Source organism: Stenotrophomonas sp. YJH_SMC_127, from assembly GCF_059372445.1.
On record NZ_JCAFVO010000006.1, the window covers coordinates 73,579 to 93,329 of the forward strand.

Annotated in this window: 14 protein-coding genes and 1 pseudogene; 7 read left to right on the plus strand and 8 right to left on the minus strand. The window is 67.2% G+C overall.

The window, feature by feature from the left end:
* Positions 1 to 161: 161 nt before the first annotated feature.
* The 3 genes from AC5QAB_RS15035 to AC5QAB_RS15045 form a co-directional block, all read right to left on the minus strand.
* Positions 162 to 767, minus strand: a complete 606-nt coding sequence (locus AC5QAB_RS15035; RefSeq protein ID WP_014648687.1) for a thioredoxin family protein — start codon at positions 765 to 767, stop codon at positions 162 to 164.
* Between the two features lie 19 nt (positions 768 to 786).
* The gene (locus AC5QAB_RS15040) at positions 787 to 2,286 is read right to left on the minus strand and encodes a peptide MFS transporter (RefSeq protein WP_005411345.1); all 1,500 of its coding nucleotides are present in this window, start codon (positions 2,284 to 2,286) and stop codon (positions 787 to 789) included.
* Between the two features lie 181 nt (positions 2,287 to 2,467).
* Positions 2,468 to 3,343 (minus strand): tryptophan 2,3-dioxygenase, encoded by an 876-nt coding sequence (locus tag AC5QAB_RS15045; protein ID WP_100450714.1) that lies wholly within the window; start codon positions 3,341 to 3,343, stop codon positions 2,468 to 2,470.
* 335 nt (positions 3,344 to 3,678) lie between these two features.
* On the opposite strand from AC5QAB_RS15045, the gene pdhA reads away from it, so the two are divergent.
* The 4 genes from pdhA to AC5QAB_RS15065 are packed head-to-tail and all read left to right on the plus strand — an operon-like array spanning position 3,679 to position 7,561.
* Positions 3,679 to 4,761, plus strand: coding sequence for a pyruvate dehydrogenase (acetyl-transferring) E1 component subunit alpha (gene pdhA / locus AC5QAB_RS15050; protein WP_049404539.1), 1,083 nt, complete (start codon positions 3,679 to 3,681; stop codon positions 4,759 to 4,761).
* Positions 4,754 to 5,821, plus strand: a complete 1,068-nt coding sequence (locus AC5QAB_RS15055; protein ID WP_005414714.1) for an alpha-ketoacid dehydrogenase subunit beta — start codon at positions 4,754 to 4,756, stop codon at positions 5,819 to 5,821. The genes pdhA and AC5QAB_RS15055 overlap by 8 nt, the downstream gene beginning before the upstream one ends.
* Position 5,822: 1 nt before the next feature.
* Positions 5,823 to 6,176, plus strand: coding sequence for an SH3 domain-containing protein (locus AC5QAB_RS15060; protein WP_012512332.1), 354 nt, complete (start codon positions 5,823 to 5,825; stop codon positions 6,174 to 6,176).
* Positions 6,173 to 7,561, plus strand: coding sequence for a dihydrolipoamide acetyltransferase family protein (locus tag AC5QAB_RS15065; protein ID WP_134967261.1), 1,389 nt, complete (start codon positions 6,173 to 6,175; stop codon positions 7,559 to 7,561). The genes AC5QAB_RS15060 and AC5QAB_RS15065 overlap by 4 nt, the downstream gene beginning before the upstream one ends.
* Positions 7,562 to 7,684: 123 nt before the next feature.
* Here AC5QAB_RS15065 and AC5QAB_RS15070 read toward each other — a convergent pair whose 3' ends face one another.
* The 3 genes from AC5QAB_RS15070 to AC5QAB_RS15080 form a co-directional block, all read right to left on the minus strand.
* On the minus strand, positions 7,685 to 8,071 hold the full coding sequence (locus AC5QAB_RS15070; RefSeq protein WP_014648692.1) for a VOC family protein: 387 nt from the start codon (positions 8,069 to 8,071) through the stop codon (positions 7,685 to 7,687).
* Positions 8,072 to 8,375: 304 nt separating this feature from the next.
* The gene (locus tag AC5QAB_RS15075) at positions 8,376 to 9,083 is read right to left on the minus strand and encodes a WYL domain-containing protein (protein ID WP_197561758.1); all 708 of its coding nucleotides are present in this window, start codon (positions 9,081 to 9,083) and stop codon (positions 8,376 to 8,378) included.
* Positions 9,083 to 9,718: an NAD-dependent dehydratase gene (locus AC5QAB_RS15080; RefSeq protein WP_197561757.1), complete on the minus strand. Its 636-nt coding sequence runs from the start codon at positions 9,716 to 9,718 to the stop codon at positions 9,083 to 9,085. The genes AC5QAB_RS15075 and AC5QAB_RS15080 overlap by 1 nt, the downstream gene beginning before the upstream one ends.
* 106 nt (positions 9,719 to 9,824) lie before the next feature.
* Between AC5QAB_RS15080 and AC5QAB_RS15085 the strand changes: the two genes are divergently transcribed.
* The gene (locus AC5QAB_RS15085; RefSeq protein ID WP_014648695.1) at positions 9,825 to 11,363 is read left to right on the plus strand and encodes a GGDEF domain-containing protein; all 1,539 of its coding nucleotides are present in this window, start codon (positions 9,825 to 9,827) and stop codon (positions 11,361 to 11,363) included.
* Between the two features lie 320 nt (positions 11,364 to 11,683).
* Here the strand turns inward: AC5QAB_RS15085 and AC5QAB_RS15090 are convergent, their stop codons facing one another.
* Positions 11,684 to 12,610 (minus strand): DUF808 family protein, encoded by a 927-nt coding sequence (locus AC5QAB_RS15090; RefSeq protein WP_197561756.1) that lies wholly within the window; start codon positions 12,608 to 12,610, stop codon positions 11,684 to 11,686.
* A gap of 205 nt (positions 12,611 to 12,815) precedes the next feature.
* Between AC5QAB_RS15090 and AC5QAB_RS15095 the strand changes: the two are divergent.
* Positions 12,816 to 14,465 (plus strand): annotated as a pseudogene (locus tag AC5QAB_RS15095) (ABC1 kinase family protein); the annotation flags it as partial.
* A gap of 244 nt (positions 14,466 to 14,709) precedes the next feature.
* On the plus strand, positions 14,710 to 16,815 hold the full coding sequence (locus tag AC5QAB_RS15100) for a phosphoglycerol transferase I (RefSeq protein WP_134965948.1): 2,106 nt from the start codon (positions 14,710 to 14,712) through the stop codon (positions 16,813 to 16,815).
* A 499-nt stretch (positions 16,816 to 17,314) separates the two neighbouring features.
* Here AC5QAB_RS15100 and AC5QAB_RS15105 read toward each other — a convergent pair whose 3' ends face one another.
* Positions 17,315 to 19,735, minus strand: a complete 2,421-nt coding sequence (locus AC5QAB_RS15105; RefSeq protein ID WP_075075884.1) for a DUF3772 domain-containing protein — start codon at positions 19,733 to 19,735, stop codon at positions 17,315 to 17,317.
* Between the last annotated feature and the right edge of the window lie 16 nt (positions 19,736 to 19,751).

Consider the following 19,751-nt stretch of genomic DNA (forward strand, 5'->3'; position numbering starts at 1 on the left):
GGTGAAGTTGAGACGCCGATTCAGAGAGTGTGACGGTGCGCGCAGTAGATCCGCGCCAGGCGTGGATGCGCCTCAGTGCCGACCAACGGTCGGCACCCACCGGGGTGGGCGGTCAGCGGTCGGCACCCACCAGAGCATGCCGGCCAGCGGCCGGCACTACCCTATTCCGGTTTGTCAGGCGCCCACTGCTTGAGGAAGGCACTCACCCGCGCAGGCTGGAACGCCTCGCCCCTGCGCAGCTCGCCGGTGGCCTGCGATACCAGCAGGCCGCCATCTGCATCGAGCACCAGCAGGTACGGGTAGTCGCGAGCCATCACCGGGTACTGGGCGAAGAAGGCGGTGTTGGGCTGCTCGTCGCTGGCGTTGACCTTCACCCACACGTAGTGGGCATCGCGGAAGCGACGCAGGTCGCCGTTGCCTTCCACCACGTCGTCCAGCGCCCGGCAGCGCTCACAGGCGGCGTTGCCGACCTCCAGCAGGATCCGCTTCTTGCCACGCTGGGCTTCCACCTTGGCGGTGGCCAGGTCGTCGGCGGGGTTGCGGGCCGGGTCGAACTGCGCGCCGAGCCCGGCGATGGCGGCGATGTCCGCCGCCACCGGGGTGTTGCCCGAGGCCACCGGTTCGCTGGGGTCAGCAACCGGTGGCTCGGTGGGTCGGGTATCCAGGGGCTGCGTGGGCTCGGCGGCGGCAGGCGGTTGCGGTTGCGAACAGGCGCCGATCAGCGCCGCACAGACCACCACCATTGCACCACCGAGCTTGCTTCGCATGCCTTCTACCCTCTCATCATTACTTGACGCCGTGCATCAGCTTGTTGATCAGCGGGGCGATCAGGAACAGCACCACGCCGGAGCCGATCAGGGCCCAGAACCCGAAGGTATACCCCTTCAGGGCCGACTCGACCGTCATGCCGCCTTCACCACTGACCACGCCGGCGAAGATGCCCGACAGGTTGTTGCCGATGCCGGTGGACAGGAACCAGCCACCCATGCCGAAGCCGACCAGGCGCACCGGGGCCAGCTTGGTCACCATCGACAGGCCGATCGGCGACAGGCACAGCTCACCCACGGACTGGATGACGTAGACCATGAACAGGGTCCAGAACGGGATCTTGCCGTCAACGACCATCTGCGACAGGGCGAACATCAGCAGGGCGAAGGCGGCGCCGTTGAACAGCAGGCCCAGGCCGAACTTGCGCGGGATGGACGGATTGGCGCGGCCCATGGCCACCCAGATCCAGGCGATGACCGGTGCCAGGGTGATGATGGCCACCGAGTTGACCGACTGGAACCACGCGGTCGGGAAGGTCCAGTCACCGAACTGGCGGTTGACGATGTTCTCGGCCAGGAAGGTGAACGAGCTGCCGGCCTGTTCGAAGAACATCCAGAACATCACGTTGAAGGCGAAGATGATCAGCATGGCGATCACGCGGTCGCGCTGCACCTTGCCTTCGCGGATGCCCTCGACCAGCAGCAGGACGGCCAGCGCGGTGAACATCGCACCCAGGATCCAGGCCAGCGCGGTGGCGCCGGTAGCCAGCAGGAAGTACGCCACCGGGATGGCGACCACGGCACCGGCCAGCACCATGATGATGCGGCCGAAGCCTTCAGCGCCGGCCGGCGGTGCACCGATGCCCTTCAGGCCGGCGCGACCGATGTAGAACCACACCAGCGAGATCAGCATGCCCACGCCAGAGGCGATGAACACGACCTTGTAGGACGGCATCGCGTCGGTACCGAACACCTTGCGGGCCAGGTACTCGGTCAGCACCGGGGCGATCATCGCGCCGATGTTGATGCCCATGTAGAAGATGGTGAAGCCGGAGTCGCGGCGCTCGTCCTTCAGGCCGTACAGCTTGCCGACCATGGTCGAGATGTTGGGCTTGAACAGGCCGTTGCCTACGATGATCGTGGCCAGGCCAAGCTTGAAGATGTGCTCCTGCGGCAGCGAGATCATGAACAGGCCGGCGGCCATGATGATCGCGCCGGTCAGGATCGAGCGCTGGTAGCCCAGTACCCGGTCGGCCACGTAGCCACCGAAGATCGCCGCGGCGTATACCAGGGCCAGGTAGGCGCCATAGATGCGGCTGGCGTCGCCTTCACCGGCAGCGCTGCCGTTGTAGAACTGGGCGACGATGTACAGCACCAACGCCCAGCGGATGCCGTAGAACGCAAAGCGCTCCCAGAACTCGGTCATGAACAGCATCCACAACGGGCGCGGGTGGCCCAGCGTGGTCTTGAAGTCCGGCAGCGCCGGCTCTGGGGTGTTCGCAGTGGCGTTTACGCTCATGCGGATTTCCTGGTTCGGTGGATGACGAGCACGTCCGCTGTGCAGTTGGAGCAACGCGCGAGGATCACCGACTTCTGCCGTTCACGTCAAATACACGCCGTTTGAGGCAGGTGCCAGCCTGCTCGCTGAACTTGCATCTGAAACGATCCAGCCAATGGCCGGGGTCCAAGCTGAATGGGGGTCAGCCCAGTTCTGCCGGGGGTGCCGCCTGCAGGCTGGTGCGCACCTGGAACAGTTCGGGGAAGAAGGTCAGCTCCAGCGCCTTGGCCAGGAAGCCCACGCCGGACGAGCCGCCGGTGCCGCGCTTGAAGCCGATCACGCGCATCACCGTGCGCATGTGTCGGAATCGCCACAGCTGGAAGGCGGTCTCCAGGTCCACCAGGTCCTCGCACAGCGCGTACTCGCGCCAGTAGCGGTCGGTGTCCTGGTAGATGCGTTCGAAGACCGGCTGCAATGCGTCGTCAGCCACGTGCGGCTGGGTCCAGTCGTGGGCCTCGTAGACCGCCGGCACGGCATGGCCGAAGCGGGCCAGGTACTTCAGGAATTCCTCGTACAGGCTCGGCGCCTCCAGCACGGTGCGCAGCTGCGCCTGCCCGGCCGGGTCGTGCTCGAACACCTGCAGCATCTGCGCGTTCTTGTTGCCCAGCAGGAACTCGATGTAGCGGTACTGCAGCGACTGGAAGCCCGACGATGGGCCCAGCACGTCGCGGAAACCCATGTATTCGGACGGGGTCAGCGTTTCCAGCACCGACCACTGCTCGGTCAGCTGGCGCAGCACCTGCTTGCTGCGCGCCAGCACCTTGCGGCACTGCCAGACTTCATCGCGCTGCAGGAAGCCGATCGCCGCACGCAGTTCGTGGCCGAGCAGCTTCAGCCACAGCTCCGAGGTCTGGTGCTGGATGATGAAGAGCATCTCATCGTGGTGCGGCGGGTTGGACAGCGGCTGCTGCGCGCTGAGCAGCTGGTCCAGCCGCAGGTAGCCGCCGTAGGTCAGGCTTCCCTGCAGGTCGGTGTGGATGCCGGCTTCGAGATCGCGTTGGTTGTTGTCGACGGACATGGGCGGGACCAGATCGGGGGCGGCAAGGGTAGCGCGTTGCCGCCGCGCTGGCAGCCGCCGGGTCCATACCGGGGCGTGCGGTGCCCCGTGGAGCATTGGCCGATGCGGGGCCTGCGCGTGGAACCGATCGGGTCGTTGCGCCAGCAGTCAGCCAGAGGCGTATTCTGATGCTTTGCAGCAACGACTGAATACGTTGTTGTTATTGGCCCCCCACCCGCCGGCAGGGGTAAAACAGGGCGTTGCCGTGTTGCGGCGCAGGAAGGCTATTCCGTACGCGTTCCTTAACATGGCGATTCATATCATTTGTAACTTCTCTGTCGAAGGTGCAGTACGCAATGACGGTTGCCGCTGAATTCAAGATCGAATACCTGCAGTACCTGGATACGGACGGCAAACTCGTCCGCGATGACCTGCCCGCGTCGCTGCGCGACCCCCAGGTCCTGGTACCGCTGTTCAAGCAGATGCTGTTCGTACGTACGTTCGACAGCAAATCCATCGCACTGCAGCGCACCGGCAAGCTGGGCACCTATGCCGCCTGCCTGGGCCACGAAGCCGCGCACGTGGGTATCGGCGCGGCGATGCAGAAGGACGACGTGTTCGCGCCTTCGTACCGCGAGTATGGCGCGATGTTCATGCGTGGCGTGCGCCCGCACGACGTGCTGATGTACTGGGGCGGCGACGAACGCGGCAACGATTACGGCGGCAACGCGGCCAAGGACTTCCCGTTCTGCGTGCCGATCTCCACCCAGTGCCTGCATGCCGCAGGCGCCGCGCTGAAGTTCAAGCTCAACAAGGAACCGCAGATCGCCGTGGCGGTGTGCGGCGACGGCGGCAGCTCCAAGACCGACTTCTACGCGGCACTGAATTCGGCCGGCGCCTACAAGCTCCCGCTGATCCTGTGCATCGTCAACAACGGCTGGGCCATCTCGGTCCCGCGTTCGGCCCAGACCGGTGCCGAAACGCTGGCGCAGAAGGGCCTGGCTGGCGGCCTGCACTGCCTGCAGGTGGACGGCAACGACCTGATCGCCGTGCTGGCTGCCATGGAGCAGGCGCGCGAACGTGCGCTGGCCGGCGACGGTGGCACCGTGCTGGAACTGATGACTTACCGCCTGTCCGACCACACCACCGCCGATGACGCGCGCCGCTACCGCGACGATGCTGAAGTGAAGGATGCCTGGCAGCGCGAGCCGATGCTGCGCCTGCGCAAGTACCTGATCAACGCCGGTGTGTGGAGCGAGGATGAGGAAAGCGCCTGGGTCGCCGAGTGCGGCAAGCGCGTGGACGAGGAAGTGAACCTGTACCTCAACACGCCGGTGCAGCCGGTCGAGGCGATGTTCGACTTCCTGTATGCCGATCCGCCGCCGGACCTGCTGGCCCAGCGTGCCCAGGCGATCGCCCTGGAGAAGCGCCATGGATGAGATCAAGAACGGCGCGCCCGGCGCGCACACCAACGCCGCCGACAGCGCTGCGGTCGCGCGCGGAGAAGAGAGCATGACCACCACCCCGATCACCCTCATCGAAGCCATCACCCAGGCGCTGGCCTGGGAGCTGGAACACGACCCGTCGGTGCTGGTGCTGGGCGAGGACGTGGGCGTCAACGGCGGCGTGTTCCGCGCCACCGCCGGGCTGCAGCAGCGCTTCGGCTCGGACCGCATCCTCGATACCCCGCTGGACGAAACCACCATCGCCGGCCTGACCATCGGCCTGGCCGCACAGGGCATGAAGCCGGTGGCCGAAGCCCAGTTCGACGGCTTCATGTACCCGATGGTCGACCATATCGTCTGCCACGCGGCACGCCTGCGTTACCGCACGCGTGGCCGCCTGCACTGCCCGATGGTGCTGCGCGTGCCGTGGGGCGGTGGCATCCGCGCGCCGGAACACCACAGCGAAGCCAACGAGGCGATCTTCACCAACGTGCCGGGCCTGCGCGTGGTGCTGCCGTCGTCGCCGCAGCGTGCCTATGGCCTGCTGCTGGCCGCGATCCGCGAGCCGGATCCGGTGATCTACATGGAGCCCAAGCGCATCTACCGCCAGTACAAGGAAGTGGTCGTCAACGACGGCGAAGCCTTGCCGCTGGACGTCTGCTTCGTGCTGCGCGACGGCACCGACGTGACCCTGGTGACCTGGGGCGCGCAGGTGAAGGAAGCGCTGGAAGCGGCGGACAAGCTGGCCGGTGAAGGCATCAGTGCCGAAGTCATCGACGTGGCCACGCTGCGTCCGCTGGACTTCGCCACCATCGCCGAATCGGTGGCCAAGACCGGCCGCTGCGTGATCGTGCAGGAGGCCCCGAAGACCGCGGGCTTCGGCGCCGAGATCGCCGCGCGCCTGGCCGAGGAATCGATCTACGACCTGCTGGCACCGGTCGAGCGCGTCACTGGCTACGACACCCACATTCCGCTGTTCCGCCTGGAAATGAAGTACCTGCCGAGCGTTGAGCGGATCGTGGCTGCGGCCAAGCGCGCGGTGGCGGCCGGCTGACATGCGGGCCCGCCTTCTGGGGGCTTACCGCAGCCAGTATCCCAACCCGCTCCGGTTCCGCACCGGCCAGATCGTCGAAGTAGGTGTACGTGACGAGGAATGGCCGGCGTTTGCCTGGGTACGCACCAACGATGGGCGCGCTGGATGGGCGCCCATCGCCTGGTTGCAGCTGCTGGACGAGGGTCGCGCCGAAGCGCTGTGCGACTACGACGCCCGCGAGCTGGATGTGGAAAGCGGCGAGATGGTGAAGCTTCATCACGAACACGGCGGGTGGTGGTGGTCCGAGCGCGCCAATGGCGCGACGGGCTGGCTGCCGGCCCGCGAACTGGAACTGCTGGAAGAGAACTGCAAATGAGCCAGACCAAGAACTTCAACCTGCCCGACCTGGGCGAAGGCCTGCCGGACGCGACCATCGTCGAGTGGTTCGTCAAGGAAGGCGATGTGATCAAGCTGGACGAGCCGCTGGTGTCGATGGAGACCGCCAAGGCCGTGGTGGAAGTGCCCTCGCCGTTCTCCGGCAAGGTGCTGAAGCTGTCCGGCGGCGCCGGCGACATCATCCCGACCGGCTCGGTGCTGGCCAGCTTCGAACTGGACCCGAACCTGCCGCAGCGAGCCGATGGCCAGGACACCGGCCACAGCCATGGCCACGCTGCACCGGCGGCCGCACCGACCCCGCCGCCGCTGCCGGCTGCGGCCGCTCCGGTAGCCGCCGAGGAGGCCAAGCCCGCCGCGGCCGAGCGCGATGACGCCGGTACCGTGGTCGGCGCGATGCAGAGCTCCAATGCCGTGCATGCCGAACAGGCGCTGGCCGTCGGTGGCGTCAAGGCCGTGCCGGCCGTGCGGGCGATGGCGCGCAAGCTGGGCGTGGACCTGAGCCGCGTGGCCGCTACCGGCACCGATGGCGCGGTCACCATGGCCGACGTCAAGCAGGCCGCCGCCAACGGCACCGCCAAACTCGGCGCCGCACCGGCACCGGTCGCTGCCGCCGCGAATGCCACGCCGGCCCCGGCGCAGGTGTCCGCCCCGGTGCAGAGCGAAGCCCGCACCCCGCTGTCTGCCGCCGGCAAGCCGATGCGCACCCAGCCGCCCGGCGTGGTCGCCAAGGGCCAGCCGGAACCGCTGAAGGGCGTGCGCCGCAACATGGCCCGCGTGATGGCCGATGCGCACAGCAAGGTCGTGCCGACCACGCTGAACGACGACGCCGACATCCATGCCTGGCTGCCCGGCAACGACGTCACCGCGCGCCTGGTGCGTTCGATCGTGGTCGCCGCGCAGAAGGTGCCGGCGATGAACGCCTGGTTCGACGGTGAAGCGCTGACCCGTACCCTGCACGCGCAGGTGGACATCGGCATCGCCGTGGACACCGACGACGGCCTGTTCGTGCCGGCCCTGCGCAACGCCGACATGCTCGACGCACGCGGCATCCGCGAAGGCGTCAACCGCCTGCGCGAGCAGGTGGAATCGCGTTCGATCGCGGCGTCGGAACTGAGTGGCTACACCATCTCGCTGTCCAACTTCGGCATGTTCGCCGGCCGCTACGCGACCCCGGTCGTGGTGCCGCCGTGCGTGGCCATCGTCGGTGCCGGCCGAGCCCGCCACCAGATGACCCCGGTGATGGGCGGCGTGGAAGCGCACAAGGTGATCCCGCTGTCGGTCACCTTCGACCACCGCGCAGCCACGGGCGGTGAAGCCGCCCGCTTCCTGCGCGCGATGATGGACGACCTGGCACTGGCCAGCTGATCGGCCACCTGACCGGTGGGTGCCAACCGTTGGTTGGCACATGACTTGGAGAGAACGCCGGGCATTGCCCGGCGTTTTTTTTCCGGCATCCACGCATGGCGTGGATCTACACAATGCGGGCGATCAATCGCGCGCGACCATGCCTTCGGCGCGGCTGTACACACGCAGCCGGTGGCCATCAGGGTCGGCACCGACGAAGGTGTGGCCGAACTCCAGCGTCACCGGCGACTGCAGGATCTGCACGCCGAGCCCACGCCACGCATCGTGCATCTGCTGCACGGCCTCGGGGTTTGCGACCACCATCGCCAGTTCGGCGGCGCCTGCCTGCGCAGACACCGGCGGTTGCACGTCATCGCGTTGCCACAGGCCGAGTGCGGCGCCATCGCCGAGCAGGAACAGGGCGAAGCCAGGCGATTGCTCGACCGGCGGTTTGCCGAGGATGCCGCTGTAGAAGGTGGCGCTGGTGGCGACGTCGCGCACGTACTGCAGCAGGGTGCTGGGCGTGAACATGGGGAAGCTCCGTTGTTGGGAGCGATCATGGTGGTACGAGCCTGCTGACAGATTCTGTCAGTAGCGGCGAGCGTGCTCGACTGCTGTTGCCCTCGCCCTGGTAGCGGTCGAGCTTGCTCGACTGCTGTTGCCACTGCCCTGGTAGCGGTCGAGCTTGCTCGACTGCTGTTCGCGAAGATCAAAGGCGGTCGAGCAAGCTCGCCCCCTACCAGGAGCAAAGATCGAAGAGCAAAGAGCAAAAGCCGCCAACCCATCGCACCAGCAGCAGAAAGCGAAGCGCAATGACAGTCGAGCAGGCCCGACGCTACGAACGGTCCAGCCAGTCCGGCGCGATGCCCTGCGCCTTCTGCCAGCGCCGCAGCAGCGTGGCGCGTGGTACGAGGTAGTGCTCCTCCAGCACGCGCACCTGGCGGATGCGATCCAGGCGGAAATGGCGAAAATCCTCGCGGCGCTCACACCACGCCGCCAGCATCGGCACCTCATCGAAGTAGCCCAGCGCGAACGGCCAGACGATGCGCTCGCTGCGCTGGCCGTGCGCGTCCTCGTAGCCGAACTTCAGGCGCTGCTGTGAACCGACAGCCTCTCGCACGGCCTGCAGACGAGCTGGGGGAACCTTGGCCGCCGCACGCGAAGGGCCCACCCGCAGGCCACTGTCACGCAGGGTCTCGCGCCGCGCTGCGGGCAACACATGGGCGATGCGCGCCAGGGCATCGCGTGCGGCTTCGGCCAACGCGGGTTCGGTACGGGCCGCAACCCAGCGCAGGCCCAGCACCAGCGCGTCGATCTCGGCCGGTGGCAGGGTCATCGGCGGCAGGGTATCGCTCGGCGTCAGCTGGTAGCCGACGCCGGCCTCGCCGCGCAGGTCGGCGCCCTGCTCGCGCAGGGTTTCGATATCGCGGTACAGCGTGCGCAGGCTGACTCCCAGCGCGTCGGCCAGCACCTGGCCGGCCACCGGCCGCCGATGGCGGCGCAGCAGCTGTTGAAGCTGGGTGAGGCGCAGCGCACGTGACATCAGCCGGCCAGTGCGCTCGATGCCACCACGTGCTCACCCGGTTGAGGGGCCAGCGCGGCCTCGACCAGCGCCCGGGCAATTTCGCTGGCCGGGTTGATCCGCCATGCCCGTGGCAACACCGGCCCCAGTGCACCCAGCACCGTCAGTGCCAGGCGTTCGCCGCGCCGCACCTCGTTGCGCTCGCCACCGATCAACCCTGGGCGGACCAGGGTCAACGAGGTGAAGCCCAGCGCGCGCAGATCGCGCTCCAATTCACCCTTCACCCGGCTGTAGAAGATCGACGACCGCGGATCGGCACCGGCTGCGGAATTCAGCACATAGGTCTGCGCACCCTGCGCCTGCGCCAGACGGGCGAACGCCAGCGGGTAATCATGGTCGATGCGATGGAAGGCCTCGCGGCTGCCAGCCTGGGCAATGGTGCTGCCGAGCGCGCAGATGACCGCGTCCACGCCCGCCCACCCGGCGGCGGCGGGCAGCGCATCGAAGGCCAGTACCGGGTTCTCCAGCTTCCCGTGGGCTGCGCCCAACGGGCGACGGGTCGGGGCGATCACGGCGCTGCAGCGCGGGTCGTCCAGCAGCCGGGGCAGGGTCAGCCCACCGACCAGGCCGGTCGCCCCCAGCAACATCACGCGCATCACCACCTCCACTGCGGCATCCTGTCGCCCATCCTAGCCGTTCAAGCCGTCGGCGGCCGCGCCGATATGCTGGAACCAGTCCCTGCCAGCCCCCAGGATTCGCTCCATGACGGACCAGCCCGACCACCGCCCTGCCCCCGGTACCGCCCTTGGGCCGCCGGCACGCGTGCGCGCGGTGGTGGACGATGGGCTGGGCGACCGCGTGGTGCTGCAGGGCGGCGGTGGCGTGGCGCTGCAGCAGCTGTTCGCAGGCGCCGACGCGCCGGAACCGCTGCTGGCCGCGTTCGCCAACGGCATGGCCACCCTGCCCGGCGAGCTGGGCGATATGGGCGACCGCCTGCAGTCGGCGCAGGCCAGCGCCGATTGGCCGCGCTACGGGCGCGCGATGCGGCAGTTGATCGACAAGTACATCCGCACCATCGAACAGCATTCGCCGGATGGGCAACCCGAAAGCCTGCGCCTGTCCGAGCAGCTGCGGCTGCTGCTGGGCGGCGCGGTGGTGGCGCTGCTGCAGCACGACCCGGACCTGCGCGAACAGGCGCAGGCACTGGCCATGCACCTGCGCCAGTGGCAGCCAGGCACGGCGCTGGAACCGATCGAGCAGGGCGTGCGCGAACTTGGCCACCAGGTCGGCGTGCGTGCCGAGAGCTGGCAGGAGCAGCAGGCACTGCTGCTGGAGCTGTTCGCGCTGCTGCTGGAGAACGTGAGCGAGCTGCTGGATGACCGCAGCTGGCTGCAGGGCCAGATCGCCGCGGTACGCCAGCTGCTGGACGGGCCGTTGGAAGCTGAGGCGGTCGAGCGCACCCGCGCCGAACTGCGCGAAGTGATCTACAAGCAGGGCCTGCTGCGCCAGGGCATCGACGATTCGAAGGCGGCGATGCGCGGGCTGATGGGCGAGTTCATCGAGCGCATGGATGGCATGGCCACCAGCACCGGCGAGTACCACGATCGCATCGGCAGCTACGCACTGCAGCTGCGCGAGGCGCGCAGCATCGCCGACCTCAACCAGCTGCTGCAGGACGTGATGCGCGACACCGGCAAGGTGCAGCAGCAGGCCGCGCAGGCGCGCGATCACCTGGCCAACGCACGGCAGGAAGTGGAGCGTGCCGAGCAGCGCATCGCCGAGCTGGAGCAGGAACTGCGCGCGGCCGGTGACCTGGCACGCATCGATCCACTGACCCAGGCGCTGAACCGCCGTGGCCTGGACGAACTGCTGCAACGCGAGCTGGCCCGTGCCGCACGCAACAACTCGCCGCTGGGCGTGGCGGTGATCGATCTGGATGATTTCCACCAGACCAACGATGCACATGGTCATGCCGGTGGCGATGCACTGCTGCAGCACCTGGTGGCCGTCTGCAAGCTGCTGCTGCGCGCCACCGATGGCATCGCGCGGCTGGGCGGCGACGAGTTCGTACTGGTGCTGCCGGAAACCCAGGGCGCCGACAGCATGGCCACGGTGCAGCGCCTTCAGCGTTCACTGGCGCATCGCGTGCTGACCGTGCAGGACCGGCGCGTACCGGTGCATTTCAGTGCCGGGCTGGCGCAATGGCAACCCGGCGACGATACCGAGACCCTGCTGCGGCGCGCGGACGACGCGCTCTATGCGGCCAAGCGGCAGGGCAAGAACCGGGTGCAGGCAGGCTGACCGTCCGGCCCGCAGCAAACTACGTTGGTAGGTGCCAACCTTGGTTGGCACACGCAGAAACAAAGCGCCGACCAAGGTCGGCCTCTACCCGGCGACCCGCCGGCGATGATCCCGACCACCCTGAACCGCTTTGGTAGGTGCCAACCTTGGTTGGCACACGCAGGAAACAAAGCGCCGACCAAGGTCGGCCTCTACCGGGGAACCCGCCGGCGACGATGCCGACCACCTTGAACCGCTTTGGTAGGTGCCAACCTTGGTTGGCACGCGTGGGAAACAAAGCGCCGACCAAGGTCGGCCTCTACCGGGGAACCTGCCGGTGACTACTTGCCGCGCAGCTTCTGGAACCCGGTCACCGCCGCCAGCACGATGGCGCCGGCGATGATGCCCACCACCATGTTGCCCACCGCACTGACCAGCCAGCCCCACTGGCCCTCGCCGCCCAGCGCCTGTACTGCGTGGTGCAGCGCCGGCACGTTGTGCACCAGGATGCCGCCGCCGACCAGGAACATGGCAATGGTGCCGGCCACCGAAAGGAACTTCATCAGCCACGGTGCCGACGCGACCAGGCCGCGACCGAAGGCGGCCACAGCCCCACCCTTGCGCGACAGGTACAGGCCCACGTCATCCAGCTTGACGATGCCCGCCACCAGCCCATAGACAAAGACCGTCATCGCCAGTGCAACCACGGCCAGCGTGACCAGCTGGTTGGTGAATGATGCGGTGGCGACCACGCCCAGGGTCAGTACGATGATCTCGGCCGAAAGGATGAAGTCGGTGCGGATCGCACCCTTCACCTTGTCCTTCTCCCACGCGACCATGTCCACCTGCGCGTCGGCCAGCGCCTTGCGGCGTTCGGTCTGGCGCTCGGCATCGTCGTCGGCCGAATGCAGGAAGCGGTGCGCCAGCTTCTCCACGCCCTCGAAGCACAGGAAGGCACCACCGATCATCATCAGCGGCACGATCAGGGGCACGTTCCAGCCGCGGCTGTGCAGCCAGGTTTCCAGCGCACTGATCGCCAGGGCCGCCGGCACCAGGATCACCTTGTTGACCAGCGAGCCCTTGGCCACCGCCCACACCACCGGCAGTTCGCGGTTGGCGTTGACTCCGGTGACCTGCTGCGCGTTCAGCGCCAGATCGTCACCGAGCACGCCGGCGGTCTTCTTCGCGGCGACCTTGGTCAGCACCGAGACATCGTCGAGCAGGGTTGCGATATCGTCGAGCAGGGCGAACAGGCTGGCACCGGCCATGGGGCGTCCAAGAAAGGGAATAGGCGGATTCTGACCGATCCGGTGTGGACTGCGGAAGACACCGGGTTCACCGCATGCCCACCGCCCCCCGGCGACACTGCGGAATCCGGACATTGCCGGCCCGCAGCCGGCGCTACCTGTCTTCGTCGCATGGGAGTCCCGCTTGAGCAATCCGTCCGCCGCCAATGGCAATCCCCCGCTGGTCAAAGGCATGAGCCGGCGCAGCCAGATCCTGCGCCTGCTGATGCGCTACCGCCATTCGGGCGTGTTCTCGGGCATGAACCTGGATGCGGCAAGCAACCAGGCCGATGTGCCCGCCGACGGCAATCCGGAACAGTTCGTCAGCGACCTGGAAGCGTTGGGGCCGACCTTCGTCAAGCTGGGCCAGATGCTGTCCACGCGGCCGGACATGGTGCCGGTGGAGTTCGCCACGGCGCTGGAGCGCATGCAGGAGAAGGTGGCGCCGATCCCCGTCGAGCGCATCCACGCGATCATCGAGCAGGAACTGGGCGTAGGGGTGAACAAGCTGTTTGCCTCGTTCGATCCCGAGCCGTTGGGCTGTGCTTCGATCGCGCAGGTACATCGCGCGGTGCTGCACGATGGCCGCCAGGTGGCGGTGAAAGTGCAGAAGCCCGAAGTGGCCGCGCAGCTGCGCTCGGACCTGGAGGCACTGCGCAGCTTCGCGCTGGCCGCCGACCACCTGACCCAGGTCGGTCGCCGCGTGCGGTTGCGCGACTGGCTCAACGAGTTCGCCAAGACCCTGATGCAGGAGCTGGACTACCACGCCGAGGCCGAGAACCTGGCGCGCTTCGGACGGCACCTGCGGCCGTTCCGCCGGCTGTGGGTGCCGCAGCCGATCTGGGACTACAGCAGCCAGCGCGTGCTGACGATGGAGCTTGCCACCGGCGTGCGCGTGGATGCGATCTCCGGCGTACGCCGCACCGAGCAGGACATGGACCCGTTGGCGGCGGCGCTGATCCGCGGCTACCTGGACCAGATCTTCGTGCATGGCGAGATCCATGCAGACCCGCACCCGGGCAACCTGCGGGTGATGCCCGATGGCCGGCTGGCGATCTTCGACCTGGGCATGGTCGCGCACATGCCGCCGCGCCTGCGCGAGCGTCTGCTGAAGATCCTGTTCGCGGCGGTCGACGGCCGTGGCGAGGAAGTGGCCGATGACCTGATCAGTATCAGCACGCGGCTGGAGGCCTTCGATGAAGAGCGCTACCTGCGCGAGACCGGTCAGCTGATCGCGCGCTATGCGGCCAGCGGCAGTTTCTCCGAAGGCCGCGTGGTGCTGGACATGGTGCGCATCGCCACCGCCTGCGGCCTGCGCACGCCGCCGGAACTGAGCCTGCTCGGCAAGGCCCTGCTCAACCTGGAAACCGTGTGCCGGCTGCTGGCGCCAGAGCTGGACACGCGCCGCATCGTCGAGCGCCAGCTGCAGCACGTGATGCGTGCGCGCCTGAAGAAGTCGCTGTCTGCAGCCAACATCGCCAGCGAGGCGATGGAGCTGCAGCAGCTGCTGCGTGATGGGCCGCGCAAGCTGTCGGACATCATGGCGCTGCTGGCCGAGAACCGCCTGCAGATGAAGGTCACCGGCCTGGAAGAATCGCGGCTGATGGAGAACCTGCAGAAGATCGCCAACCGCGTGGCGGCCGGCATCATCAGCGCCGCATTGATCATGGCCGCCGCGATGATGATGAGGATCGACACCGGCTGGCACCTGTTCGGTTACCCGCTCATCGCCCTGATCCTGTTGTTCATCGGCGTGGTGCTCGGCCTGGGCATCGTAACCAGTGCATTGCTGTTCGACCGTCGTGCGCGGGCACGCGAAGAACGCGGGCATCGCTAGCGCATCTACGAAAACGCCCGTATTCATGCATTTTTTAATGCAATCCAGCCACCCCTTTCACGCTCGTTTTACCTTCTGAGCGCGATTACGCGCGCGTCATTTCAACAAACATTTCAGTCAGGTTCGTGCATGCACTATCGGGTCATCGGCCTGTCACATGCATGTGCTTGCGGCAGCGCCGGTCGGATGGACACGCGTCGGTACGACGTCCATCACCACCACCCCGTCACTGCCGAAGCTGCCTATGCTCTGGATACTGCTGCTGTCGTTGTTGCTGTTGTGCTGGTTGTTCCTCGCGTCCGACAAGTGGGTGTGGTGGAAGGCCGGCGCGTTCTCGCTGCTGCTGCTGATGCTCAGCGCGTGGTGGCTGATCGACAAGCTGTCCGGTGATGGGCTCAATGCCGCCACCCTGTACCACCTCGGCGCCGACATGGAAGGTGCCGGTGTCTCCGACTTCAAGGGCTACATCGCCGGCTTCGTCGTGTTGGCGCTGGTCTCGCTGCTGCCACTGTTCGCCACACGGGTGAAGCGCTGGCGCCGGCCCGGCCACGGTGGCGCGTTGTTCGCCGGTTTCGCGGCCGTGTGGGTGGCCACGATCATGATCAGCCCGCTGGCCCGTGACGGCCAGCGCCTGTACCAGCAGCTGCGCCCGGTCGACTTCGCCCGCATCGCCCCTGAGTACCAGGTGCCGACGCAGCCGCTGCAGCGCCCGCGCAACATCGTCTGGATCTACGGCGAAAGCCTGGAACGCACCTATCTGGACGAGGCCGTGTTTCCCGGCCTGATGCCCAACCTCAACCGCCTGGCGTCCGAGTCGCTGGACGTGCGTGGGCTGGCCTCGGCCGAAGGCAGCGGCTGGACCATCGCCGGCCTGGTGTCGTCGATGTGCGGCGTGCCGCTGACCACCTCGCAGGGCGATGAAAACAGCATGGACCGCATGGGCAGCTTCCTGCCCAAGGCGGTGTGCCTGGGCGACTACCTGAAGCAGCAGGGCTACACCAACCACTATCTGGGGGGGGCCAACGGCCAGTTCGCCGGCAAGGGCCAGTTCCTGGCCAGCCACGGCTTCGACGAAGTGCATGACCTGGCGTGGTTCAAGCAGCAGAAGAAGATCGGCCGCATCCACTACTCGGCCTGGGGCGTGCACGACGACGTGCTGCTGGACACCGCCTACCAGCGCTTCGAACAGCTCTCGCGCGCCGGTTCACCGTTCATGCTGACCACGCTGACCATGGACACCCACCACCCGGCGGGCCACCTGCCGGTATCGTGCAAGGGCGAGCGCTACCAGAGCCAGTACGGCAACATCAACATGCTCAACGCGCTCAAGTGCAGCGACCGGCTGATCTCGCAGCTGGTGCAGCGCATCCAGGCCAGCCCGTACGGCAAGGACACGCTGATCGTGATCGCCTCCGACCACCTGGCGATGCCCAACGATCTGACCCACATCCTGACCCGGCAGAAGCGCGAGAACCTGCTGCTGTTCCTGGGCGATGGCATTGCCCCGCAGCAGCTCAGCGCCGACGCCGGCACCACCCTGGATTCGGGTGCGACCCTGCTCAGCCTGCTGGACCCGAACCTGAAGACGATGGGCTTTGGCCGCTCGCTGATCGACAGCCAACGCGCACCCAGCGCCAGCGTGGCGGCCCGGCGCGATGGTGGCCGCGACTACCCGCAGTACCTGGCCTTCGCCCGCTCACTGTGGCTGGGCGAACCGACCCGCGAACTGAAGATCGATGGCGATGACCAGGTCGTGGTCGGCCTGCAGCACGTGCAGCCACCGGTGCTGCTGGAGTACGACAAGGACTGGGGGCTGAAGTCGGTCTACCTGGAGAACACCTCGCGCCAGTTCGATGACGCGGATCCGGACAACACGCTGGCCTATGTTGATCGCTGCACCGCATTCGAGGACGGCTCGGCCGACGGCGACTGGTGTGCGCTGCTCGTCAACCGCGACAACGGCATCAAGCTGTACCGCGACAACGACCTGCGCGGCGGCATCGCGGTCGATGCACCGCTGGACGCATTCCAGGGCCCGCGCCCGAGCGTGCGCCAGGCGCACATGATCACCCAGAAGGGCCGCCGCACCCGTGCCGGCCAGTACATGCTGCAGCTGGTGGCGAGCACGCGCCCGGATCGCGGTTTCTGGATCGAGGCGGTGTCCTCGCAGCGCAAGGTGGTGCTGGCCCAGCAGTGGGTGCAGCCCGATGCCGATGGCAAGATCAACGTGTCGTTCGGGCTGGACCATGAAGTGGATGATCTGGAGATCCGCGCGTGGTTGAACCATGCCGAGAAGCTGGCGGTGGATACGTTCGCACTGGTGCCCTCGCGCAGCCGACCACGGGGATAGGGTTCTTTGCAGGGCTGCGCCCTGCACCCGTGGTAGTGCCGGCCGCTGGCCGGCAACCTCAGAAGCAACGGCAACAGCGTGCAATCCGTAGTTTGGCGGGGCGGTGTCGACCTTGGTCGACACACTCTGTCAGATATCGAAAATCAAGATGGGGTCAGATCCGTTTTCCTCCGGAAAACGGATCTGACCCCAAGAGCATTTCCGACAGATCGCGGGAAACTGTCGAAGCCGGGGTGGGTCCGGTCGCGGGAGTGTCCGCGGCATGGATGCCGCGGCCAAGCCCCCATGGGTGAGGGCGCTTTGCTTGCGAAGCACTGCTTCGCAAGCGCCCGAACGCACAGCCGCCAGCGGCTGGGCCGGCCTGGGGGTTTACGGCGTCTCCCGCAACCGGTCCCACCCCGCCATCCCGCAGGAAATCAGCTGTTGCTGTTGCTGTTGAAGTTGCCGGCCAGCGGCCGGCACTACCGCGGGTGCAGGGCGCGGCCCTGCAAAACAACCCCTACTCCTGCGGGTCGCGGATGATGTGGATATCGGTCGGGGTCGACAGCGGAATGTTCCGCTCGGCCAGGATCTGCAGCAGGCTGAAGTACAGATCGCTGCGGGTTGCATACACCTGCCGCGGGCTGGCCACGTACGCGAAACTGTTGATGGTGATCTGGCCACCGGCAATGCTGTCGATGTAGACCGTCGGCGCCGGCTGCTTCAGCACGTTGGTGTGCGCGGTGTACGCATCCAGCAGCGCCTGCCGCAGGTTGCCGACATCAGTGCTGGGCGGCACCGCGAACTGGATCTGGATGCGGCCCTGGTTGTTGCCCATCGTCATGTTGCGCACGGTCTTGGTGACCAGCTCGGAGTTGGGCACGATCAGCGTCGACTTGTCGCCCACCTGGATCTCGGTCGATCGCAGGCTGATGCGGCGGATGTCGCCCTCCTGGTCACCCAGCTTCACCCAGTCGCCGATCTTCACCGGGCGCTCGGCCAGCAGGATCAGGCCCGAGACGAAATTCTGGGTGATCACCTGCAGGCCGAAGCCAATACCCACCGACAGTGCGCTGACCAGCAGGGCCAGCTTGCTCAGCTGCAGCCCCATCGCCGACAGCGCCCAGATCACCGCGATGATGATGCCCACGTATCGGGCAACGGTGCTCACCGAATTGCGCGCGCCCAGGTCCAGCTCGGTCTTGGGCAGGTAGGTGTCGGTCAGCCAGCGCTGCACCAGCTGGGTGATCGCCAGGCCGGCCAGCAGCGCCAGTACCGCCAACACGATCCCCGCCGGTGCGAGCTTGGTGCCACCGATATCGAATCCGGTCGTGAACAGTGAAGTGAAGCGCTCCACCACCGCGCCGATGTTGCCGAACGGCGCCACCAGCGCCAGCAGCGCGATCAGTACGACGATGGTACGCAGCGCCGCCGACAGCAGGACGCCCGCCTGTTCCAGCCGCGATACGCTCAGGCCGGTGCTGAGCAGGATGGTCTGGCCGACCTTGCTGTCGGCGTTGAGCATCCACGTGCTCAGGTCATCGACGAACTTGAACAGCAACGTCGCGGCCAACACCACGATGCTACCGCCGATCAATTGCTGGTTCACGAACTTGGCGAAATTCAGGTAGCCCAGCAACGTGGCAATGATGGCGGCCACCACTGCGATGTTGCCCGCTACCCGGGCCAGTACCAGCCAGCTGCTGCGGCGCACCGGCGTGGCTGCACCCACGCCATCGGCCTGCGCTTCCAGCTTGGCCTCGGCCTCGGCGGTCTGCCGGCGATGCAGGCGCGCCAGGGTCACCAGCATGGCCATGATCAGGCCGAGGTAAGTCAGCGCAATCAGTCCGTCCAGCGCCACCGTGGTGACGTCGCTGGTGCGCGTGGCCTGGTCCAGGGCCACCAGCACCGTGCTCAGCCAGGCCAGCGCCGCCGCGCCCCAGGCGTACTTGCGCAGCTTCAGCGCGGCGGTGTCGTCCAGGTTCAACAGCCGCCACGACGGGCGCTTGGGCACCAGCAGGCAGGCGCTGAGTGCGGCGATGAAGGCCGCGCGGAACGTTGCGGTCTCCAGGCCATCGGCCACCACCTGCAGGCGCGGCGCGATCGCATCGATGGCATCCAGCGCCGCCATCAGCACCACCACGGCGTAACCGGGCAACAGCGTGCCCACCAGCAGCAGCCACATGGCCAGGCCGGACCGGCGCAGGCGACCATCGGGCGCACGCTCGGACGCAGCAAAGCGGCGTCCCAGCCTGCGCAGCCACAGCCGCAGTGGGAACATCATCACCAGCGCGGCCAGCAGGCCCAGCAACGGCGTGCCCCAGCCATGGGCGCGGATACCGGCGACCAGCGCATCGCGGCCCTGCCCGGCCAATGGCACAACCCGCGCGATATCGATCGGCAGACGCTCGGCCACCTTGCTCCACAGCGCGGGCGACAACGGCGAGGCCACCTTCTGGCCCAGTTCTTCCGTGCGTTGCGCGGCTCGCTGCTGCTCGATGTCCGCCGCCAGCTGCTGCGCACGCACGGCACTGGCCTTGGCCTGCACCACCGAAGCGGCCAGGCCGTCACGCTGTTTGGTGAGGGTGCGCCGTTGCGCCGCCAGCTCCGGCGGCTCAGCGGCCCCTTCTGCCGGCGTTCCCAGCTGCGCCAGCTGTTCGTTGAGTCGGTCCAGCTGCGGCTGCAGCGCCTTTTCCAGCGCCTCGGCATCGCGCCGTGCCTGCGAGGCATTCTCGGACAGCATCGCCAGCGTCTCGGTGGCTTCTGCATCGCCACGCTTGCGCTCCACATCCTTCAGGCTGGAATCGATATCCGCCAGCTGCTGCTTCGGCGTGGGGTCCTCATCCTGCGCCAGCACCGGCGCGGACAGCAGGAAGGCGGTGCACAGCAGCAGGACCCACCAGGGCCCCCGTGCACGGATCGATCGCAGGAAAGAAGACACGCAGCCACACCGGTTC

What these genes read in the sequence shown, in the direction of transcription:
- AC5QAB_RS15035 (WP_014648687.1), bottom strand. Translation starts at nt 767, where the DNA reads ATGCGAAGCAAGCTCGGTGGTGCAATGGTGGTGGTCTGTGCGGCGCTG.
- AC5QAB_RS15040 (WP_005411345.1), bottom strand. Translation starts at nt 2,286, where the DNA reads ATGAGCGTAAACGCCACTGCGAACACCCCAGAGCCGGCGCTGCCGGAC.
- AC5QAB_RS15045 (WP_100450714.1), bottom strand. Translation starts at nt 3,343, where the DNA reads ATGTCCGTCGACAACAACCAACGCGATCTCGAAGCCGGCATCCACACC.
- pdhA (WP_049404539.1), top strand. Translation starts at nt 3,679, where the DNA reads ATGACGGTTGCCGCTGAATTCAAGATCGAATACCTGCAGTACCTGGAT.
- AC5QAB_RS15055 (WP_005414714.1), top strand. Translation starts at nt 4,754, where the DNA reads ATGGATGAGATCAAGAACGGCGCGCCCGGCGCGCACACCAACGCCGCC.
- AC5QAB_RS15060 (WP_012512332.1), top strand. Translation starts at nt 5,823, where the DNA reads ATGCGGGCCCGCCTTCTGGGGGCTTACCGCAGCCAGTATCCCAACCCG.
- AC5QAB_RS15065 (WP_134967261.1), top strand. Translation starts at nt 6,173, where the DNA reads ATGAGCCAGACCAAGAACTTCAACCTGCCCGACCTGGGCGAAGGCCTG.
- AC5QAB_RS15070 (WP_014648692.1), bottom strand. Translation starts at nt 8,071, where the DNA reads ATGTTCACGCCCAGCACCCTGCTGCAGTACGTGCGCGACGTCGCCACC.
- AC5QAB_RS15075 (WP_197561758.1), bottom strand. Translation starts at nt 9,083, where the DNA reads ATGTCACGTGCGCTGCGCCTCACCCAGCTTCAACAGCTGCTGCGCCGC.
- AC5QAB_RS15080 (WP_197561757.1), bottom strand. Translation starts at nt 9,718, where the DNA reads ATGCGCGTGATGTTGCTGGGGGCGACCGGCCTGGTCGGTGGGCTGACC.
- AC5QAB_RS15085 (WP_014648695.1), top strand. Translation starts at nt 9,825, where the DNA reads ATGACGGACCAGCCCGACCACCGCCCTGCCCCCGGTACCGCCCTTGGG.
- AC5QAB_RS15090 (WP_197561756.1), bottom strand. Translation starts at nt 12,610, where the DNA reads ATGGCCGGTGCCAGCCTGTTCGCCCTGCTCGACGATATCGCAACCCTG.
- AC5QAB_RS15100 (WP_134965948.1), top strand. Translation starts at nt 14,710, where the DNA reads ATGCTCTGGATACTGCTGCTGTCGTTGTTGCTGTTGTGCTGGTTGTTC.